Here is a 13,836-nt window from a genome sequence, read left to right as displayed (position 1 = left end):
TTAATGAAGTTTGCTAAGCTTATTATTGATATCGACTGCCTCCACGTTGATGGCAATCCATTGAATCAGGTATCCCTTTTCGAGGTGGACTGTTACCCGATAGTATTGGCCATAAAATATTCTTAGGTCACCTGTTTGGCTTTCTACATTGAATGTTAGGTCGACAGGCAAAACAGCGATTGTATCGGTGTACTCATTGTAAGTGTTGAAGAGCATTCTTAGCCATGCGATAGGATTACCTGGGTTTAAATTTCTTTTGTAATGTATATTTACCGTACCCGTTATGGAGATCGTACGAATATTCTCTAGCGGAATATCATTTATAGGTAAAGGGACTCCCTCGCTAGGCCTAAACCCATTCGGAATGCTGATTTTTTGAGTGGTATCATTTCCGTAGGTAAATGTTATTTTGAGTTCATTTGTGTTTGGGTTAAAGTCTTTATGCGGGAATTGATTGAGGATGTGGATATGGAATTTAGCATCGCCCTTTAAGTCTGCCGCAAAAGATTGGGACAGACTTATTGTTAAAGGCAGGGCAGTGAATAGGAGGCAGCGTAATAAAAGAGTCTTCATAAATAAAACTATATAGGATTAGAAAATACGGGTGTGGTTCTTGAGTAAATGGTTGAATCGAGTTATGGGTGACTTTATGGAAGTCGGCGTACTTCTTTTTCTGTGATATTGATATCTATCCACTTGATCGCACTCGCTTGATCGAGGTGCAGGATAATGTGATAGTTGCCTCCATCAAACTTACGGGGAGAGCCGGACTGGCTGGTGACGTTCATGTTTATGTCTATCGGTAACGTTTTTTCATAGTGCTTAATGCCGTGGAAAAAATGCATCCAGTAGGTGCGATAGTTTAATTTTATGCTCCCTTTGAGGGAAATGAAGCTTATCTGGGTTAATGGCCTCGCAGAAAGCTCTGGTATGGGAATTCCATTTGGTTCGACCTTTTTCGAGAGGATGGTAATCCTCTCCGTTTCTAATTTCGTGGTGTACCCGATTATCATGGTCATCGAAATGATTTCGGATTGATAACCCTCGTACAGATCTTGATGATGCACATGTACATTAATCCGGGTATCCGTTGATAAATGGGTAACATTGACTGGTTTTTGGAAGTCGAGCGCGATACCCCTATGAGGTAGTAGTGCGATTATGGATAGCAAAAGCCATGGGGTAAACGTTTTGAATATTTTCATACAATTCCTCCTTTTACTAAATATACATCATCTTTAAAAAAAATCCTAAAGCCAGGATAGAATGAATGCTAGTCGTTGGTGGTGAGGCGTTTTGAGATAGATTTTTTATTGAAGCATTGCATGACAGCAAGAATTAAGTAATATGACTATTTTAAAACACTGCTTGACTTGGGAAAAAAAAAGGACTATAAAATCTATCTTTAGATAATTTACTATTATGGGACAGCCAAAACGCAAACAATCGAAACAGAGAAGCCGTAAACGTCGTGGTTCAAGTCAGAACCAATACAAGTTGCCGGAGGTTTCTCGTGATCCTACGGACGGGACTGCATTTAAGCCCCACCATGTGAATCCTAATAACGGGATGTATCGTGGTCGCCAGGTATTAGACATAGAAGTTTGAGCTTAATTGGCTCAATTTGCCAGAGGCTTTAGAAATGATGCGACAATCATCAAGCGGAGAACTAAACAAGCTTGTTATTGACGTGATGGGTGGAGATTTAGGTCCCCAGGAAGTCATTGCCGGCGTTGCGCTAGCGGTGAAAGAACTGGGCAGGCGCCTTCCTGAAGTTATTCTAGTAGGGAACGAAAGCCAAATCCAGCCATTACTGAAAGAGTACGGTATCAGCGACAAAAAGAAGATATCCGTGATGCATGCTTCTGAAGTTATCGAAATGGATGACAAGCCGATACAAGCGCTTAAAGCCAAGAAGGATTCCTCTATGGTGCGGGCATTGGAATTGGTGAAAGACGGCAAGGCGCAAGCGGTTTTGAGCTGTGGCAATACGGGGAGTTTGATGGCCGGCGGGACGATTAAGCTAAGGACGCTTTCCGGGGTAGAAAGACCTGCGTTGGCAAGCATTGTGCCAAGTTGTGATAAACGCCATTTTGTTTTAATAGACGGCGGTGCTAATCCAGAGCCAACTGCGGAGCAAATGGCGCATAATGCAGTTTTAGGAAATGCCTATTATAGGGCGATGTTTTCTGTGGATAAACCAAGAGTTGGTTTGTTGACGATTGGGACAGAAGAAGGCAAGGGTGTTACGCTGACGCGTAATACGCACGAATTATTAAAGCAATTGGATGGTTTGATTAACTATTTAGGCCTTATAGAAGGATTTCAGTTGTTTAATAATGAAGTGGATGTTGTTGTTTGTGATGGTTTTGTGGGCAATGTTTTATTGAAGAGTTGGGAATCGATGATTCATGCGGCTCAAAAAGCAGTTAAGGAAGAGCTGTCTAGGAATTTTATGCGTAAAATTGCGGCGATATTGTTCAGAGGATCCTATTATTCTATTAAGAACCAATTTGACCCGGATCGCTATGGTGCGGTACCCCTGTTGGGGTTAACCGGGATGGTGTTAAAGGCGCACGGCTCTAGCAATCGCATGGGTATTAAAAATGCGATTAAGGCGGCTTGTACGCTCTTTCAGCATGAGATGGATGACCAGATTGCAATGGATATAGAAGCTGCTAATCAGTTAATGAGACCTCAATTGGATTCTGAAAATCCTGCTACGTGAATTTGATTCGATGGGGGGATATTTCTTAGAAATTTATATTTAATGATTACGCAAGCCTGTCATGAGTTTAACTGAGCCATCTATCATTTTTAAAGGAGTGGGATCTTATCTTCCAGAGAAGGTGATGACCAATCATGACTTAGAGAAGCTTGTGGACACCTCGGACGAGTGGATTGTTACGCGGACGGGAATATCTGAGAGACGGATTGCGGCAGAAGGTGAAACGACATCTGCGATGGCCGTGGAAGCCGCAAAAAAAGCTATTTTAAATGCGGGATTAGAGCCCAAGGATATTGATTTAGTGATTGTGGGAACGATGACGCCCGATTACCCCTTTCCCGCCACTGCTTGTATTGTGCAGGATAAGTTAGGGTTACGTGCTATTCCGGCCTTTGATGTGAGTGGTGCGTGTGCTGGGTTTTGCTATTGCCTGGAAGTTGCTTCTAAAATGATGTTGGCTGGGGAGTATAAACACGTGCTGGTTATAGGCAGTGAAAAGATGTCCGGCATATTGGATTGGGAAGATCGTGCTACCTGTGTATTGTTTGGAGACGGAGCCGGGGCAGCAGTCTTGGGGAAAACAGATAAACCGAATGTCGGTATTTTAGGAACGATGATGGGGACAGACGGCAAGTATTTGAAGTTACTCTATCAGCCCGGAGGTGGCTCTGCGCAGCCTATTACGCCAGATACCTTAAGTGCTCGGATGAATTGCCTGAAGATGAATGGCAGAGAGCTATTTAAAGTAGTGGTGCGCCGATTGGAGCAAGCGATGCAAGAGTTGCTTGACCGCTATAATATAGAACCCTCCGATATTGCGTGTTTAATTCCGCATCAAGCGAATTTAAGAATTGTTATGGCGCTATCTCAGCGATTTGGGATACCGATGGAAAAATTTTTTATTAACCTGGATCGTTACGGCAATACCTCCGCAGCCTCTATCCCTATTGCTTTAGACGAAGCGGTGACCGCGAAAAGAATTAAATCTGGGGACCTTGTTTTACTCGTGTCCTTTGGCGCGGGGTTGACTTGGGGAGCAACGCTCATACAATGGCACTAAGTTTATTATGCGACATAAAATTATTTTAGTTTCCTTTTTAATTTGCTCAAACGCGCTTTTGGCTGATCTCGTATGGACACCTGAAACGGGTTGGAAGGCTGAAGGAGGTCTTACAGAGCGTTTTTTAGGTGAGGAGATCACTGCGCGCCACGGTCTTGACGCGATGAATTTGGCCAAAGAGGAGCAAGAAAAAGGTAATGACCTTGCTGCGTTAAATTTGTACAAAAAAGTTTACACCGAATACAGTACCTCTTTATTGGCTCCTGAAGCTTTGTACCAGAGCAGTATCATTTTAAAGAACAGGCACCAGTTTGCGGAAGCCTTTAAGAAACTTCAATTGATTATTACCCGTTATCCGGAGTACCCGAAGTTTAACCAGGTGATTGAAGAAGAGTTTGAGATTGCAAGCTTGCTACAAAAGGGCAGAAGGCCTTATTACTGGGGAATTATACCGGGTTTTCGCGATTATGACGCGGCGATCGAGTACTTTGAAAGTATTGTAACGAATGCGCCCTTTAGTAAATACGCGCCGATGGCGTTGATGAATATAGCAGTTTTGGCTCAAGAGCATAAGAAGCCTGAAGACAGTATTGATGCGCTAGACCGCTTGATTAACGATTACCCGAAGAGCGATTTGGCTCCGGATGCGTACCTCACTTTGGGAGATGTTTATGCTGATTTAGTACGCGGGCCATCTTATGACCAAGGTTATACGAAGGAAGCCATTGCAACGTATGAGGACTTTTTAATCCTCTTTCCGAACCATGCGCGTGTTAAGGAAGTAGAAGACAAGTTAGCGCACATGCGGGATATAGAAGCCCGTAGCAAGCTTGAGCTGGGTGATTTTTATTATTATTATCGGAATAACCCGAAGGCGGCTTTGGTTTATTATAACGAGACGATTACCGTGGAGCCGAATTCTCCGGCAGCGGCGACCGCAAAGGAGCGCATCGAGTTGATTAAAGACGGGGTACCTCCTCCAAAGACCGTTGTAGATTTCCTATTCGGGCCTTATGAAGAGCCGTCTACACCAACCTATTTACAAGAGATGGAGATTGATGAGCATAATACGGAAGTATTTTCTGGTGGTGATCCTGAGCTATATCAAGGCGTAAAGGATATGGGACAAGAGTTTCCCCATCCTATGGATCCATTGGAACCCGAAGGCCAAGAAATTCCTGAAGCCCATCTTCCAGCAGTCAAAAAGCCGGAGGAATCAACACCATCCGGAGAAAATAGTTTGCCGCAGCAGCAGCCTGTTAAAAAAGAAAACAAACCGATTTCGAAAGCCAATAACGGCCCTGTTCGATGAGGATTTTTTTAGCGAGCTTTTTATTGGTTGCTCTTTTATCCGCGGGGTGTGCCCATTATCAATTGGGGAATGCTTCGCGGAACCTGCCGTTTCAGACCCTTTATGTGAAGCCGGTTATCAATCGATCCTTTGCGCCGCAAGCACAAGCGCTTTTAAGTGATCAATTAAGGAGGGCGTTGCAGCAAGAAGGGAATATAACGATCGTATCTGATGAAGCCTCCGCGGATGCGACTTTGGAAGTGGTATTAACGGATTATAGCAGAACGATTTTATCTACTAGTGATCAAGATACTTACTTGGCGAATTCGTATTTATTGGAATTGACGGCGCAGTGTACCTTGGCTCACAACCTGTTAACCGTTATTTATTTTTATGAAAAGCCGGTTACCGCAACGGTACAAGTGCAAGTGGGGGATAGCCTGGTGTCCTCTGAGTATCAAAATATGCCGGTGTTAACCAGACAGTTAGCAACGCGGATAAATAATCTTGTCATTTCCTCCTGGTAAGCCTCTAAATATACCCTAATATGAGTAAGTACCCTAATCGAGTAGCCCCATCGATCCTTGCGGGAGACCATGCGCGGATGTTCGACAGTTTAAAGATTGTAGAAGCCAGTGGCGTTGAGTGGCTGCATTTAGATATTATGGACGGACACTTTGTGCCCAATTTGTCCTTTGGGCCACAGATGGTGAGTGCGTTACGCAAAGAAAGTAAATTATACTTTGATACTCATTTGATGTTGGATAATCCTGACAAGTATATAGAAGCCTTTGCGACTGCGGGATCTAATAATATAACGATACATGTTGAACCCGATTACCCGATTATGGAGACCCTTTCGCGGATAAGAAGATTGGGGTGTAGCTGTGGAATAGCATTGAACCCCGGTACAGCGGTGAGCGCGGTAACCCCCTTTCTTGGGCACGTTGATCTGGTGTTAGCCATGACCGTGCAACCCGGGTTTGGCGGACAAAGTTTTAGAGAAGACGTACTACCGAAGATTGATGAACTGAATCAATTACGGGAACAGTATGGTTATGCCTATCGGATAGAAGTCGATGGGGGTATAGACATTGAGACGAGTTTAACCTGTAAGGAATTAGGCAGTGATACCTTTGTTGCCGGTACTGCTTTTTTTAAAGCGGAAGACAAAAAGCAGTTTGTTGACATTTTGGAAAAGTAAGACGCCTTAGGAATAAAGCTTGCCTAACGGTCTATAAATTTGGTATTTCTTTTTAGAAATTTTCCCCCAAAATAGTTACTGATGAAGAAAGTTTTTTTCCCCCTAGGATTGTATTTGTTAATGGCGTTTATTGGATTAAACGGCCAGACGGGGAATAGCGTGAATGCTAATAACGCATTGAGTTTGGGCGGGAAAGTTGGATATGAGTCTGAGTATGTTTTTAGAGGAGCGAAGTTAGCGCAAAGCATTGTTATGCCTTCGGTTGAAGGCCGCTACCATTTCGAACAGCCCTTTGATCTCTATGGCGGGGTAACTGTTAAAAAACCCGTTGGCCGACCCAGCTTGAATTTTAGATCTGAAGTGGATCCCTATGTTGGTGTGATGTATTTTATGCCCAAGAATAGCCTACCGGTGGATTTGACCTTGGATGCCGGGTTTACCTATTATTGGTATACGGATAGAAGTGGGACGTCCGGCAGAATTAATCGCTCTAGAGAAATCTATTTCGGAGCAATTATTGATTATGTTGTGAGCCCGGCGATTTACTTTTTTTACGATATTGATTTGGGGCAGTATTTGATTGAGCCCAGTGTGATGTACACCCGGGAGCTGGAGTTTATAGCGGACGGATTATCGATCAGTGCTTACGCCTATGCGGGACTTTTGCAAGCGGATGCTTATAATGGGAACCAGCGATCAGGATTACCAAAACATAAAAACGGGTACGCGTATGCGGGGATGAAACTCGACTTGATCTACCAAGTAAACGATTTTACAAAAGTGAGTGTTGGCGTGAGAGCCTCTGCTAATAACGATGGGCTGATGCCTGTGGGGTCTACGCAGTTTAATGCTAACTCGCAAAGCAGGCATTCGGAGCTGTTTTGGTGGGGCGCGCAAGTATCGTTTGGTTTTTAGGCGATAATTTTTTTTGAACCAAAGTTGTTGCAGGAAAGCTGATTGCAGTTTTCAGAAAAACCTTTTTTAAAAACCGCTTGAAAATTAGGTCAAAAAAACGTTAAATCGTTATTCTCAAACTTTAGAAGTGACTATTATTATTTCTCAAGTTTGAGAAAAACCTAAAAAGACGAATATACAAATGAAAAATATTATAAAAACATTATCAGTAGTGGCACTTGTTGGCACGAGTGGTTTGTTTGCGCAAGATCAAGCGGCAACTAATGGAACAACGACTAATGAAACAACAGCAAAGACCCTGATGAGTGATGTATCACTTAAGGCGAACGTTGCTTTTGAATCAGAAACCGTTTACCGTGGTTCAAAGCGCGCTCAAGCAAGCATTCAGCCTACAGTAGAACTTGGTTACCCAGTATTTGGCGCTAAGCTTTACACCGGTGTTTGGTCTGTAATGCCAGCTGGCAGTGCAGTAAACAATGCGGCTAAAGAAGTGAACCCTTATTTCGGTGTTACTTATGAAGTGACCGATATGTTCACTGCAGACGCTGGTTTCATTTACTACTGGCAAACAAACACGATTAATGCAGCACCTACCTTCATTAACCACCACACAAACCGTCAACGCGAAATTTATTTAGGCGTATCAGCAGACGTTCTTTTGAACCCGTCTATCTATATGTTCTATAATTTCGACCTAAGACAGTTCGTGATTCAGCCAAGCATTGCTTACAGCTATGACTTAGGTGAATTTGGTTTCGACGGTTTTTCTGCTGACTTTGGCGCAAGCTTGGGTTGGTTGACCGCTGACGCTTACAATGGCGACCAAAGAGGTGGTGCAGTAAAGCACAAGAACGGTTACATCTACTGGACATTAAAGGCAGATTTGACCTACCACATGAACGAAAACGCAGCAATGAGCGTTGGCCCACGTTATGCCGGCAACAATGACGGATTTAATTCCGCATCTACCCGCGCACTTACCGGTGGTTACAATGCAAATGCTTTGGGCAACCGCAAGAACATGTTCTGGTGGGGTGCTAGCGTAAACGTAAAGTTCTAGGCTAAAAAGAAGTGTTTATTTACTTACTTTAAGTGAAGACAAAGGCCCGCTGCCAAAATAATTGATGGCGGGTCTTCTTTTTTAGTTGTCATTCGAGAATAGTTCATTATTCTAAAATAAATATTTGACAAATTTTTAATAATTAAAGAGACTTTCTCTTTCAGATTTCTATGAGTACCACTTTAGCAAAACAAGACGAAAAAAAGAACTGGTATGTGGTTGATGCCGAGGGGCAGATTTTAGGCCGCATGGCTGTGCAGATCGCGAATATTCTTCGTGGCCGCCATAAGCCAACCTACACACCGCATGTAGATGCCGGAGATTATGTAATTGTCATCAACGCAGACAAAGTGCGTTTGACAGGCAAGAAGCAAGAGAAGAAGGAATATATGTTCTTTACGGGATATCGCGGTAATGAATATCGTCTCACTTTAGATGAGTATCAGCGCAAGCACCCTGATATGATCATCCAACATGCCGTTAATGGAATGTTGCCAAAGAATAAGCTCGCCAGGCAGATGCTCAAGAAATTGAAGATTTACGCGGGTGCGGAGCATCAACATGAGGCACAAAACCCAACTATTTTAGAAATCAAGTAATTTAAAGTTATGGCTACAAAGCAACAAGATACATTTTATTGGGGAACAGGACGTCGTAAGGAAGCAATCGCTCGCGTACGCGTCAAGCCAGGAACAGGCAAATTGCTTGTTAACAATCGTGACCTGGAAGCTTATTTTTGTACTGAGTGTTATTCAAAGGTAGCAACGGCTCCTTTGAAGACAGTTGGACTGGAGAAGGAAATCGATGTCATAGCAGACGTACAAGGTAGTGGCCCTACGGGTCAAGCCGGTGCGGTTGCATTAGGGATTGCTCGTGCTTTGGAAAAGATGGACGAGACCTTGCGTGGCGCGCTTAAAAAAGCAGGCCATATGACACGTGACCCTCGCATGAAGGAACGTAAAAAGGCTGGTCAACCGGGTGCTCGTAAGCGCTTCCAGTTTTCTAAGCGTTAATATTGTTTTTATATTTTACGAAAGAAAAAGCCTCTTGTATTTTGCAAGAGGCTTTTTTTGGTGTTGGGTTACTCGTTTAGTTTAAATATCAGAGTTTGATTCGTTTTGGCTATCATTTTGTGGGGAGCTGAAATCGCGGAGGCTTTTGCGGTACTCGTGTTCCTCACGAACCAGATCTAGCGTTGCATTGAAGCTATCATGGAACGACGCTTTCTTTTGAATTGATTTGGATGGATCTAATAAATCAATGTAGTTTCGTGTATCGATAACATACTGAGCTTGTGTGATCGTATGACCAATCCTTAAACTATTCCCGGATAGGCTGAGGTTAGAGATTTCATAGCGAAGAAGAAGAACACCCGTGCTTAAATCCAATACTTTCATATGAAACATAACACTGCCTAAAGATTTGATACGCATACCTATCGATGTTTTTCCGTCCAAGTCTTTGGCGCATAATAGTTTGATGTAGATGTTTAGGTGCTTATCCAGCAGCTTGTAATCTTTGATATTGGTGACGATGGATTCGAGTTTTTTCTCTAGCGCACTCAAGTATAGGTGTTGATGATTCTTTTCCAATAAAAACAACTGATCCTCCAGAAGATCCAGGAATGTGATGTCTTCCAGTTTATTATCTAGGTCCTTCAAGGCTTCAAGCATGACTGAAAGAGAATAATTATCCTTTAGTTCTTCTATTTTAACCGGAGTAACCCTTTCAATGTTCTCTAGTCGACGCTCGGAGAGCCGTTTTTCCTCAGTTTTAGCTGGTTTTTTGAAGAAACTAAATACCTTCTTCTTAACCGGCTTTTCCTGTTTATTTTCGGTGACGTTAATGGTATTATCGTTGGGTTTAGTTTCTTTTGGTTTTTTTGTGAATAGGTTAAACATGGTTTGTTATGATTGATGTATTATTTTTGTTTTGCATGAACAATTGTATTCCTTTTTCTAAAGAAGTAAACACATATTTAGCCTAAATCGCTTTATGGAAGTGGGTTTAGGGCATTAATGAGCGGGAAACCCCCTTCATGAAAGCTTTCCGATTAATCGAGGCGAGATACAAGGGCTCTAAACATAGCGATGCGAATAGCATTCTCAGGATAAGAAAGCTTTTATGCACGTAGGCTTTACCGTTCGGATTATAGCGATTGTCTCAAAAAGGACAGGGGATCTGGGCGCTGGAGTACTTGAAGGAACATTTCATACTCCTGATTCATAGTCATTACGTTTTCCAAAATCTTATTGTTGTCTTCTTTCAAGACGGAGAAATCCGCGTTGTCAATTCGCTTGAGGCGATCTATAAAATTCGTGAGCTGTTCGACATTAACCCTAATTGTTGCGATGAGCTTAAGGGTATGAGGCGCTGGGACGTAGAAGAGATCAAAGCCTACCAACTGCGTGCTCCCACGCTTGTCCTTAATCTTTGAGAAATCAGTTTTAGCAGTTCTAAAGGCTTCCGCTAGGGTAGTGTACTCAGCCAAGATAGGTTGCATTTCGTTCCTATGGGCTGCTGTTGCGACTGTTAAGCAATTTGCAAATGTGAGTATGATAATTATTGATCGTTTTAGCGAGTTCATGGTTTTCTTTAACTTAAGTGTAGATTAAATACATTTTTATCCGGAGCGTCAATGGCTTTTTTATTGCATTTTAGTTTAAGTGGATAAATGATACGATTCTTGGTGGATTTGCTTTATTTTCATGGAGGATGGTTATGATTGGAAAATGTTTTAGTTGTATTAATGATTGTATGAACGTGTTTATTAGAAAAACGAAATTGAAGGAGAATACTGGCGGAGGGTTTCAGAAAGCAGAGATTCGTGAGAAACGTAGTGACGAAGTGAAGATTGTTATGCCGCAATATACGCTGTTAAGTATGCGAGAAGTGGATAACGTTTCTACCATGCCTGAAACCAAGCGCTATGATCAGTTGATGGAGCATTTGGCTACGGAAGGGAAGATCTTCGAGACGCTTATTAACCATGCTGTGATTATGCACGAGGATTGGGATAATGAGAAGTTGATGGAACATGTGAAAGTAGGTGTGGAAAACCTCAAAAGCGTTCAAGAGCAGTTTGTGCATGAGAAGAATAGCAATAACATAGTGAAATATTTGAATGATCGTGATCGGTATGTTATTTCCTCTATCGCAGACTATAGCTTGTCTGAAGTAAAATACTTATTGAAAACGAAGCACGATTTGCCAAACACTGTGATTACAAAGTTTTAAGAGGGATTGGATTACAGTACCTTTTCCAGAAACGCTTTGGCGCGTTCTGTTTTGGGCTGTTTAAAAAAGGTTTCAGGAGCTGTATCTTCCAATACTTCGCCGTGATCTAGGAAAAGGATACGATCGGCCAGCCTACGCGCGAAATTCATTTCGTGAGTGACCAGGAGGATGGTGATACCGGTGTGGGCAAGGGATTGGATGACGTTTAAAACCTCTTTGACCATTTCGGGATCCAGGGCAGAAGTGGGCTCATCAAAGAGAATAACCTCGGGCTCCATGGCAAGCGTTCTTGCGATCGCGACCCGTTGCTTTTGGCCGCCCGAAAGGGCATGAGGATAAACGTCCGCTTTGGTTTCTAGACCAACGCGCTTGAGGAGCTCTGTAGCACGTTCTACGGCATGGATTTTAGAGAGCTTGAGAACGGTTATGGGGGAGTAGGTTAAGTTCTCCAGCACCGTCATATGCGGGAAGAGATAGAAGTGTTGGAAGACCATACCGACCTTTTGGCGGATTAGGCCGAGGTTAGCTTCTGAAACTACTTCTCCATCAATTTTAACGATACCGCTGGTCGGTGTTTCCATGAAGTTGACACAACGCAGAAGGGTAGACTTCCCGCTTCCGGAAGGGCCGATGATGGCAACCGTTTCTCCTTGAGGGATGGTTATGTTGACTCCCTTTAGGATGTGTAAATCGCCAAAGTGTTTTTCTAGGTCTAAAATCTGGATCATGCCAATTTCATCTTCCTTTCTACGAGACCAGCGAACTTGCTTAAGATGAGAACAGAGAAGTAGTAACACAGGCCTGCGACCATTAGAGGCATAAAATAGGAGTAATGCTCCGCGGCTACAACCTGGGCACGCCTCATTAAGTCTGCTTGGCCGATGGTAGAGATGATAGCCGATTCCTTTAACATGTCCACGAGCTCATTGACCAAGGCCGGTAAAATATTACGAAAGGCTTGGGGGAAGATAATATCCTTCATCATCGCTCTATAAGGAACCCCTAGCGCTTTAGCGGCCTCTACTTGACCCTTGTCTACGGCCTGGATGCCTGCTCGAATGACCTCAGAGACATAGGCAGCTGAGTTTAGGGAAAACGCCATTACCCCAGCTACGAAAGCAGGAATCTGGTAGCCGATTAAGCCTGGGACGGCGTAGTAAGCGATTGCCAGCTGGAGGAGCATGGGAGTGCCTCTGAAAATGGAAGTATAGAAGGCAGCAAATTTATTTAGGTACCTGTTCCGACTGACTTTACACAGTGAGAGTAGGGCACCCAATACCAGCCCCAGTGCTACGGAGACGAAAGTGTACTGCAAGGTCACCCAGAGCCCTCCGACAATGTAGGCGAAGGACGGTAGCATGTCGATGAGGCTACTCATTCGGCAAGTTTTCCAATGTCGGATTAGGCTCTACGTAGTCCTTATTGATCCATTTTTCAATAATAGCCTGTAGTTTACCATTGGCCTCGAGTTCTTTAAGGGCTTTATCGAATTCAGCCTTCAGCGGGGAACCTTTTCGGAAAGCGATCGCGTAACCAGCTTCCTTTTTAGGAAGGAGAGCGTAGGTGAGTGTGTAAGTGTTTTTAACGAAAGCACTGGCTTGGCTTTCTTCTATAACGACCCCGTCAATACGGCCAACCAAGAGCTCTTGAATTAATTGTGGATTCAAGTTTCTACTTTCGATGGTGATTTGGCCGTTATTGTCTTTAGAAAGCTGTTGGGCGTATTGCTCCATAGTCGAACCTAGTTGGACGCCGATACGTTTGCCCATGAGGTCTTGTTCCGTGTTTATAGGGGCATCCTTTTTGCTAATAACGGCAAAGGAGGGCGAGTAGTATGGAATTGAGAAATCTACATTTTTCATACGTTGCTCGGTAGCCGTCATGCTCGAGATAACAAAGTCTACGCGTTTGCTATGGAGTGCTTGGATGAGGTTAGAGAACTCTATATCCTTAATTTCTAATTCGTAGCCCAATTCTCTAGCAAGAGCATAAGCAACATCGATATCCAAGCCATGAAATTCTCCATAGGAGATAAATTCAAATGGGGGGTAGTCTGCAGAAGTACCTGCTTTGATTGTACGTCGCTGAGCTTCTTGGGGTGCTTTGGCGCAACCTGTGAACAATACACAGGCTACGGTGATGCTAGCAAAAACGAGTTTCAGGCTGGTGGTTTTCTTTTTCATAATAAACTAGCTTACCATAGAAAGGAAAGCGGGATGGGTCAAGAATAAGGTTTTATAGAGGGGTGCTGAATTTTGTGAGCAGTTTCTAGTGTATGATTTGATAATATAATAATTTGTTTGTAAGATTAATTAAACGGAGGTACAATGAAGTTGTAATC

Annotated in this window: 17 protein-coding genes; 10 read left to right on the top strand and 7 right to left on the bottom strand. The window is 43.2% G+C overall.

Annotated elements, in window-relative coordinates; all coding sequences use genetic code 11:
* Together AUJ82_01115 and AUJ82_01110 are read right to left on the bottom strand one after the other, a co-directional pair.
* Complete coding sequence (locus AUJ82_01115) at positions 1-573, bottom strand: hypothetical protein (protein ID OIO60611.1); 573 nt, start codon at positions 571-573, stop codon at positions 1-3.
* A 74-nt stretch (positions 574-647) separates the two neighbouring features.
* Complete coding sequence (locus AUJ82_01110; protein OIO60610.1) at positions 648-1,205, bottom strand: hypothetical protein; 558 nt, start codon at positions 1,203-1,205, stop codon at positions 648-650.
* A gap of 437 nt (positions 1,206-1,642) precedes the next feature.
* On the opposite strand from AUJ82_01110, the gene AUJ82_01105 reads away from it, so the two are divergent.
* The 9 genes from AUJ82_01105 (at position 1,643) to AUJ82_01065 (ending at position 9,271) form a co-directional block, all read left to right on the top strand.
* Positions 1,643-2,728, top strand: coding sequence for a phosphate acyltransferase PlsX (locus tag AUJ82_01105; GenBank protein OIO60609.1), 1,086 nt, complete (start codon positions 1,643-1,645; stop codon positions 2,726-2,728).
* 61 nt (positions 2,729-2,789) lie between these two features.
* Complete coding sequence (locus AUJ82_01100; GenBank protein OIO60608.1) at positions 2,790-3,788, top strand: 3-oxoacyl-ACP synthase; 999 nt, start codon at positions 2,790-2,792, stop codon at positions 3,786-3,788.
* Between the two features lie 7 nt (positions 3,789-3,795).
* Positions 3,796-5,100, top strand: coding sequence for a hypothetical protein (locus tag AUJ82_01095; GenBank protein OIO60607.1), 1,305 nt, complete (start codon positions 3,796-3,798; stop codon positions 5,098-5,100).
* The gene (locus AUJ82_01090; GenBank protein ID OIO60606.1) at positions 5,097-5,606 is read left to right on the top strand and encodes a hypothetical protein; all 510 of its coding nucleotides are present in this window, start codon (positions 5,097-5,099) and stop codon (positions 5,604-5,606) included. The genes AUJ82_01095 and AUJ82_01090 overlap by 4 nt, the downstream gene beginning before the upstream one ends.
* 20 nt (positions 5,607-5,626) lie before the next feature.
* Positions 5,627-6,283: a ribulose-phosphate 3-epimerase gene (locus tag AUJ82_01085; GenBank protein ID OIO60605.1), complete on the top strand. Its 657-nt coding sequence runs from the start codon at positions 5,627-5,629 to the stop codon at positions 6,281-6,283.
* An 81-nt stretch (positions 6,284-6,364) separates the two neighbouring features.
* Positions 6,365-7,198 carry a hypothetical protein gene (locus AUJ82_01080; GenBank protein ID OIO60604.1) on the top strand — a complete coding sequence of 278 codons (834 nt, stop codon included), beginning with the start codon at positions 6,365-6,367 and terminating at the stop codon, positions 7,196-7,198.
* 181 nt (positions 7,199-7,379) lie between these two features.
* A complete protein-coding gene (locus tag AUJ82_01075) occupies positions 7,380-8,258 on the top strand; it encodes a hypothetical protein (GenBank protein ID OIO60603.1) in 879 nt (292 codons plus the stop codon).
* A gap of 170 nt (positions 8,259-8,428) precedes the next feature.
* The gene (locus AUJ82_01070; protein ID OIO60602.1) at positions 8,429-8,857 is read left to right on the top strand and encodes a 50S ribosomal protein L13; all 429 of its coding nucleotides are present in this window, start codon (positions 8,429-8,431) and stop codon (positions 8,855-8,857) included.
* A 9-nt stretch (positions 8,858-8,866) separates the two neighbouring features.
* Entirely contained in the window at positions 8,867-9,271 is a 405-nt protein-coding gene (locus AUJ82_01065) for a 30S ribosomal protein S9 (protein ID OIO60601.1), read from the top strand.
* A gap of 81 nt (positions 9,272-9,352) precedes the next feature.
* Here AUJ82_01065 and AUJ82_01060 read toward each other — a convergent pair whose 3' ends face one another.
* Positions 9,353-10,159, bottom strand: coding sequence for a hypothetical protein (locus AUJ82_01060; protein OIO60600.1), 807 nt, complete (start codon positions 10,157-10,159; stop codon positions 9,353-9,355).
* A 248-nt stretch (positions 10,160-10,407) separates the two neighbouring features.
* The gene (locus AUJ82_01055; GenBank protein OIO60599.1) at positions 10,408-10,845 is read right to left on the bottom strand and encodes a hypothetical protein; all 438 of its coding nucleotides are present in this window, start codon (positions 10,843-10,845) and stop codon (positions 10,408-10,410) included.
* Between the two features lie 170 nt (positions 10,846-11,015).
* On the opposite strand from AUJ82_01055, the gene AUJ82_01050 reads away from it, so the two are divergent.
* Complete coding sequence (locus AUJ82_01050; protein ID OIO60598.1) at positions 11,016-11,495, top strand: hypothetical protein; 480 nt, start codon at positions 11,016-11,018, stop codon at positions 11,493-11,495.
* A gap of 11 nt (positions 11,496-11,506) precedes the next feature.
* On the opposite strand, the gene AUJ82_01045 is transcribed toward AUJ82_01050, so the two are convergent.
* The 3 genes from AUJ82_01045 to AUJ82_01035 are packed head-to-tail and all read right to left on the bottom strand — an operon-like array spanning position 11,507 to position 13,678.
* Entirely contained in the window at positions 11,507-12,223 is a 717-nt protein-coding gene (locus tag AUJ82_01045; GenBank protein ID OIO60597.1) for a peptide ABC transporter ATP-binding protein, read from the bottom strand.
* Positions 12,220-12,873, bottom strand: coding sequence for a glutamine ABC transporter permease (locus AUJ82_01040; protein OIO60596.1), 654 nt, complete (start codon positions 12,871-12,873; stop codon positions 12,220-12,222). Before AUJ82_01040 ends, AUJ82_01045 begins: the two co-directional genes overlap by 4 nt.
* Positions 12,866-13,678 (bottom strand): hypothetical protein, encoded by an 813-nt coding sequence (locus tag AUJ82_01035; GenBank protein ID OIO60595.1) that lies wholly within the window; start codon positions 13,676-13,678, stop codon positions 12,866-12,868. The genes AUJ82_01040 and AUJ82_01035 overlap by 8 nt, the downstream gene beginning before the upstream one ends.
* Between the last annotated feature and the right edge of the window lie 158 nt (positions 13,679-13,836).

It is taken from the genome of Verrucomicrobia bacterium CG1_02_43_26, from assembly GCA_001872735.1.
GTDB lineage: Bacteria > Verrucomicrobiota > Verrucomicrobiia > Opitutales > CG1-02-43-26 > CG1-02-43-26.
The sequence above is the reverse complement of the archived record's forward strand: the minus strand, read 5'-3'. Positions and strand labels throughout refer to the sequence as shown.

What these genes read in the sequence shown, in the direction of transcription:
- AUJ82_01070 (OIO60602.1), top strand. Translation starts at nt 8,429, where the DNA reads ATGAGTACCACTTTAGCAAAACAAGACGAAAAAAAGAACTGGTATGTG.
- AUJ82_01080 (OIO60604.1), top strand. Translation starts at nt 6,365, where the DNA reads ATGAAGAAAGTTTTTTTCCCCCTAGGATTGTATTTGTTAATGGCGTTT.
- AUJ82_01065 (OIO60601.1), top strand. Translation starts at nt 8,867, where the DNA reads ATGGCTACAAAGCAACAAGATACATTTTATTGGGGAACAGGACGTCGT.
- AUJ82_01085 (OIO60605.1), top strand. Translation starts at nt 5,627, where the DNA reads ATGAGTAAGTACCCTAATCGAGTAGCCCCATCGATCCTTGCGGGAGAC.
- AUJ82_01110 (OIO60610.1), bottom strand. Translation starts at nt 1,205, where the DNA reads ATGAAAATATTCAAAACGTTTACCCCATGGCTTTTGCTATCCATAATC.
- AUJ82_01115 (OIO60611.1), bottom strand. Translation starts at nt 573, where the DNA reads ATGAAGACTCTTTTATTACGCTGCCTCCTATTCACTGCCCTGCCTTTA.
- AUJ82_01105 (OIO60609.1), top strand. Translation starts at nt 1,643, where the DNA reads ATGATGCGACAATCATCAAGCGGAGAACTAAACAAGCTTGTTATTGAC.
- AUJ82_01090 (OIO60606.1), top strand. Translation starts at nt 5,097, where the DNA reads ATGAGGATTTTTTTAGCGAGCTTTTTATTGGTTGCTCTTTTATCCGCG.
- AUJ82_01075 (OIO60603.1), top strand. Translation starts at nt 7,380, where the DNA reads ATGAAAAATATTATAAAAACATTATCAGTAGTGGCACTTGTTGGCACG.
- AUJ82_01035 (OIO60595.1), bottom strand. Translation starts at nt 13,678, where the DNA reads ATGAAAAAGAAAACCACCAGCCTGAAACTCGTTTTTGCTAGCATCACC.
- AUJ82_01045 (OIO60597.1), bottom strand. Translation starts at nt 12,223, where the DNA reads ATGATCCAGATTTTAGACCTAGAAAAACACTTTGGCGATTTACACATC.
- AUJ82_01100 (OIO60608.1), top strand. Translation starts at nt 2,790, where the DNA reads ATGAGTTTAACTGAGCCATCTATCATTTTTAAAGGAGTGGGATCTTAT.
- AUJ82_01060 (OIO60600.1), bottom strand. Translation starts at nt 10,159, where the DNA reads ATGTTTAACCTATTCACAAAAAAACCAAAAGAAACTAAACCCAACGAT.
- AUJ82_01055 (OIO60599.1), bottom strand. Translation starts at nt 10,845, where the DNA reads ATGAACTCGCTAAAACGATCAATAATTATCATACTCACATTTGCAAAT.
- AUJ82_01040 (OIO60596.1), bottom strand. Translation starts at nt 12,873, where the DNA reads ATGAGTAGCCTCATCGACATGCTACCGTCCTTCGCCTACATTGTCGGA.
- AUJ82_01050 (OIO60598.1), top strand. Translation starts at nt 11,016, where the DNA reads ATGAACGTGTTTATTAGAAAAACGAAATTGAAGGAGAATACTGGCGGA.
- AUJ82_01095 (OIO60607.1), top strand. Translation starts at nt 3,796, where the DNA reads ATGCGACATAAAATTATTTTAGTTTCCTTTTTAATTTGCTCAAACGCG.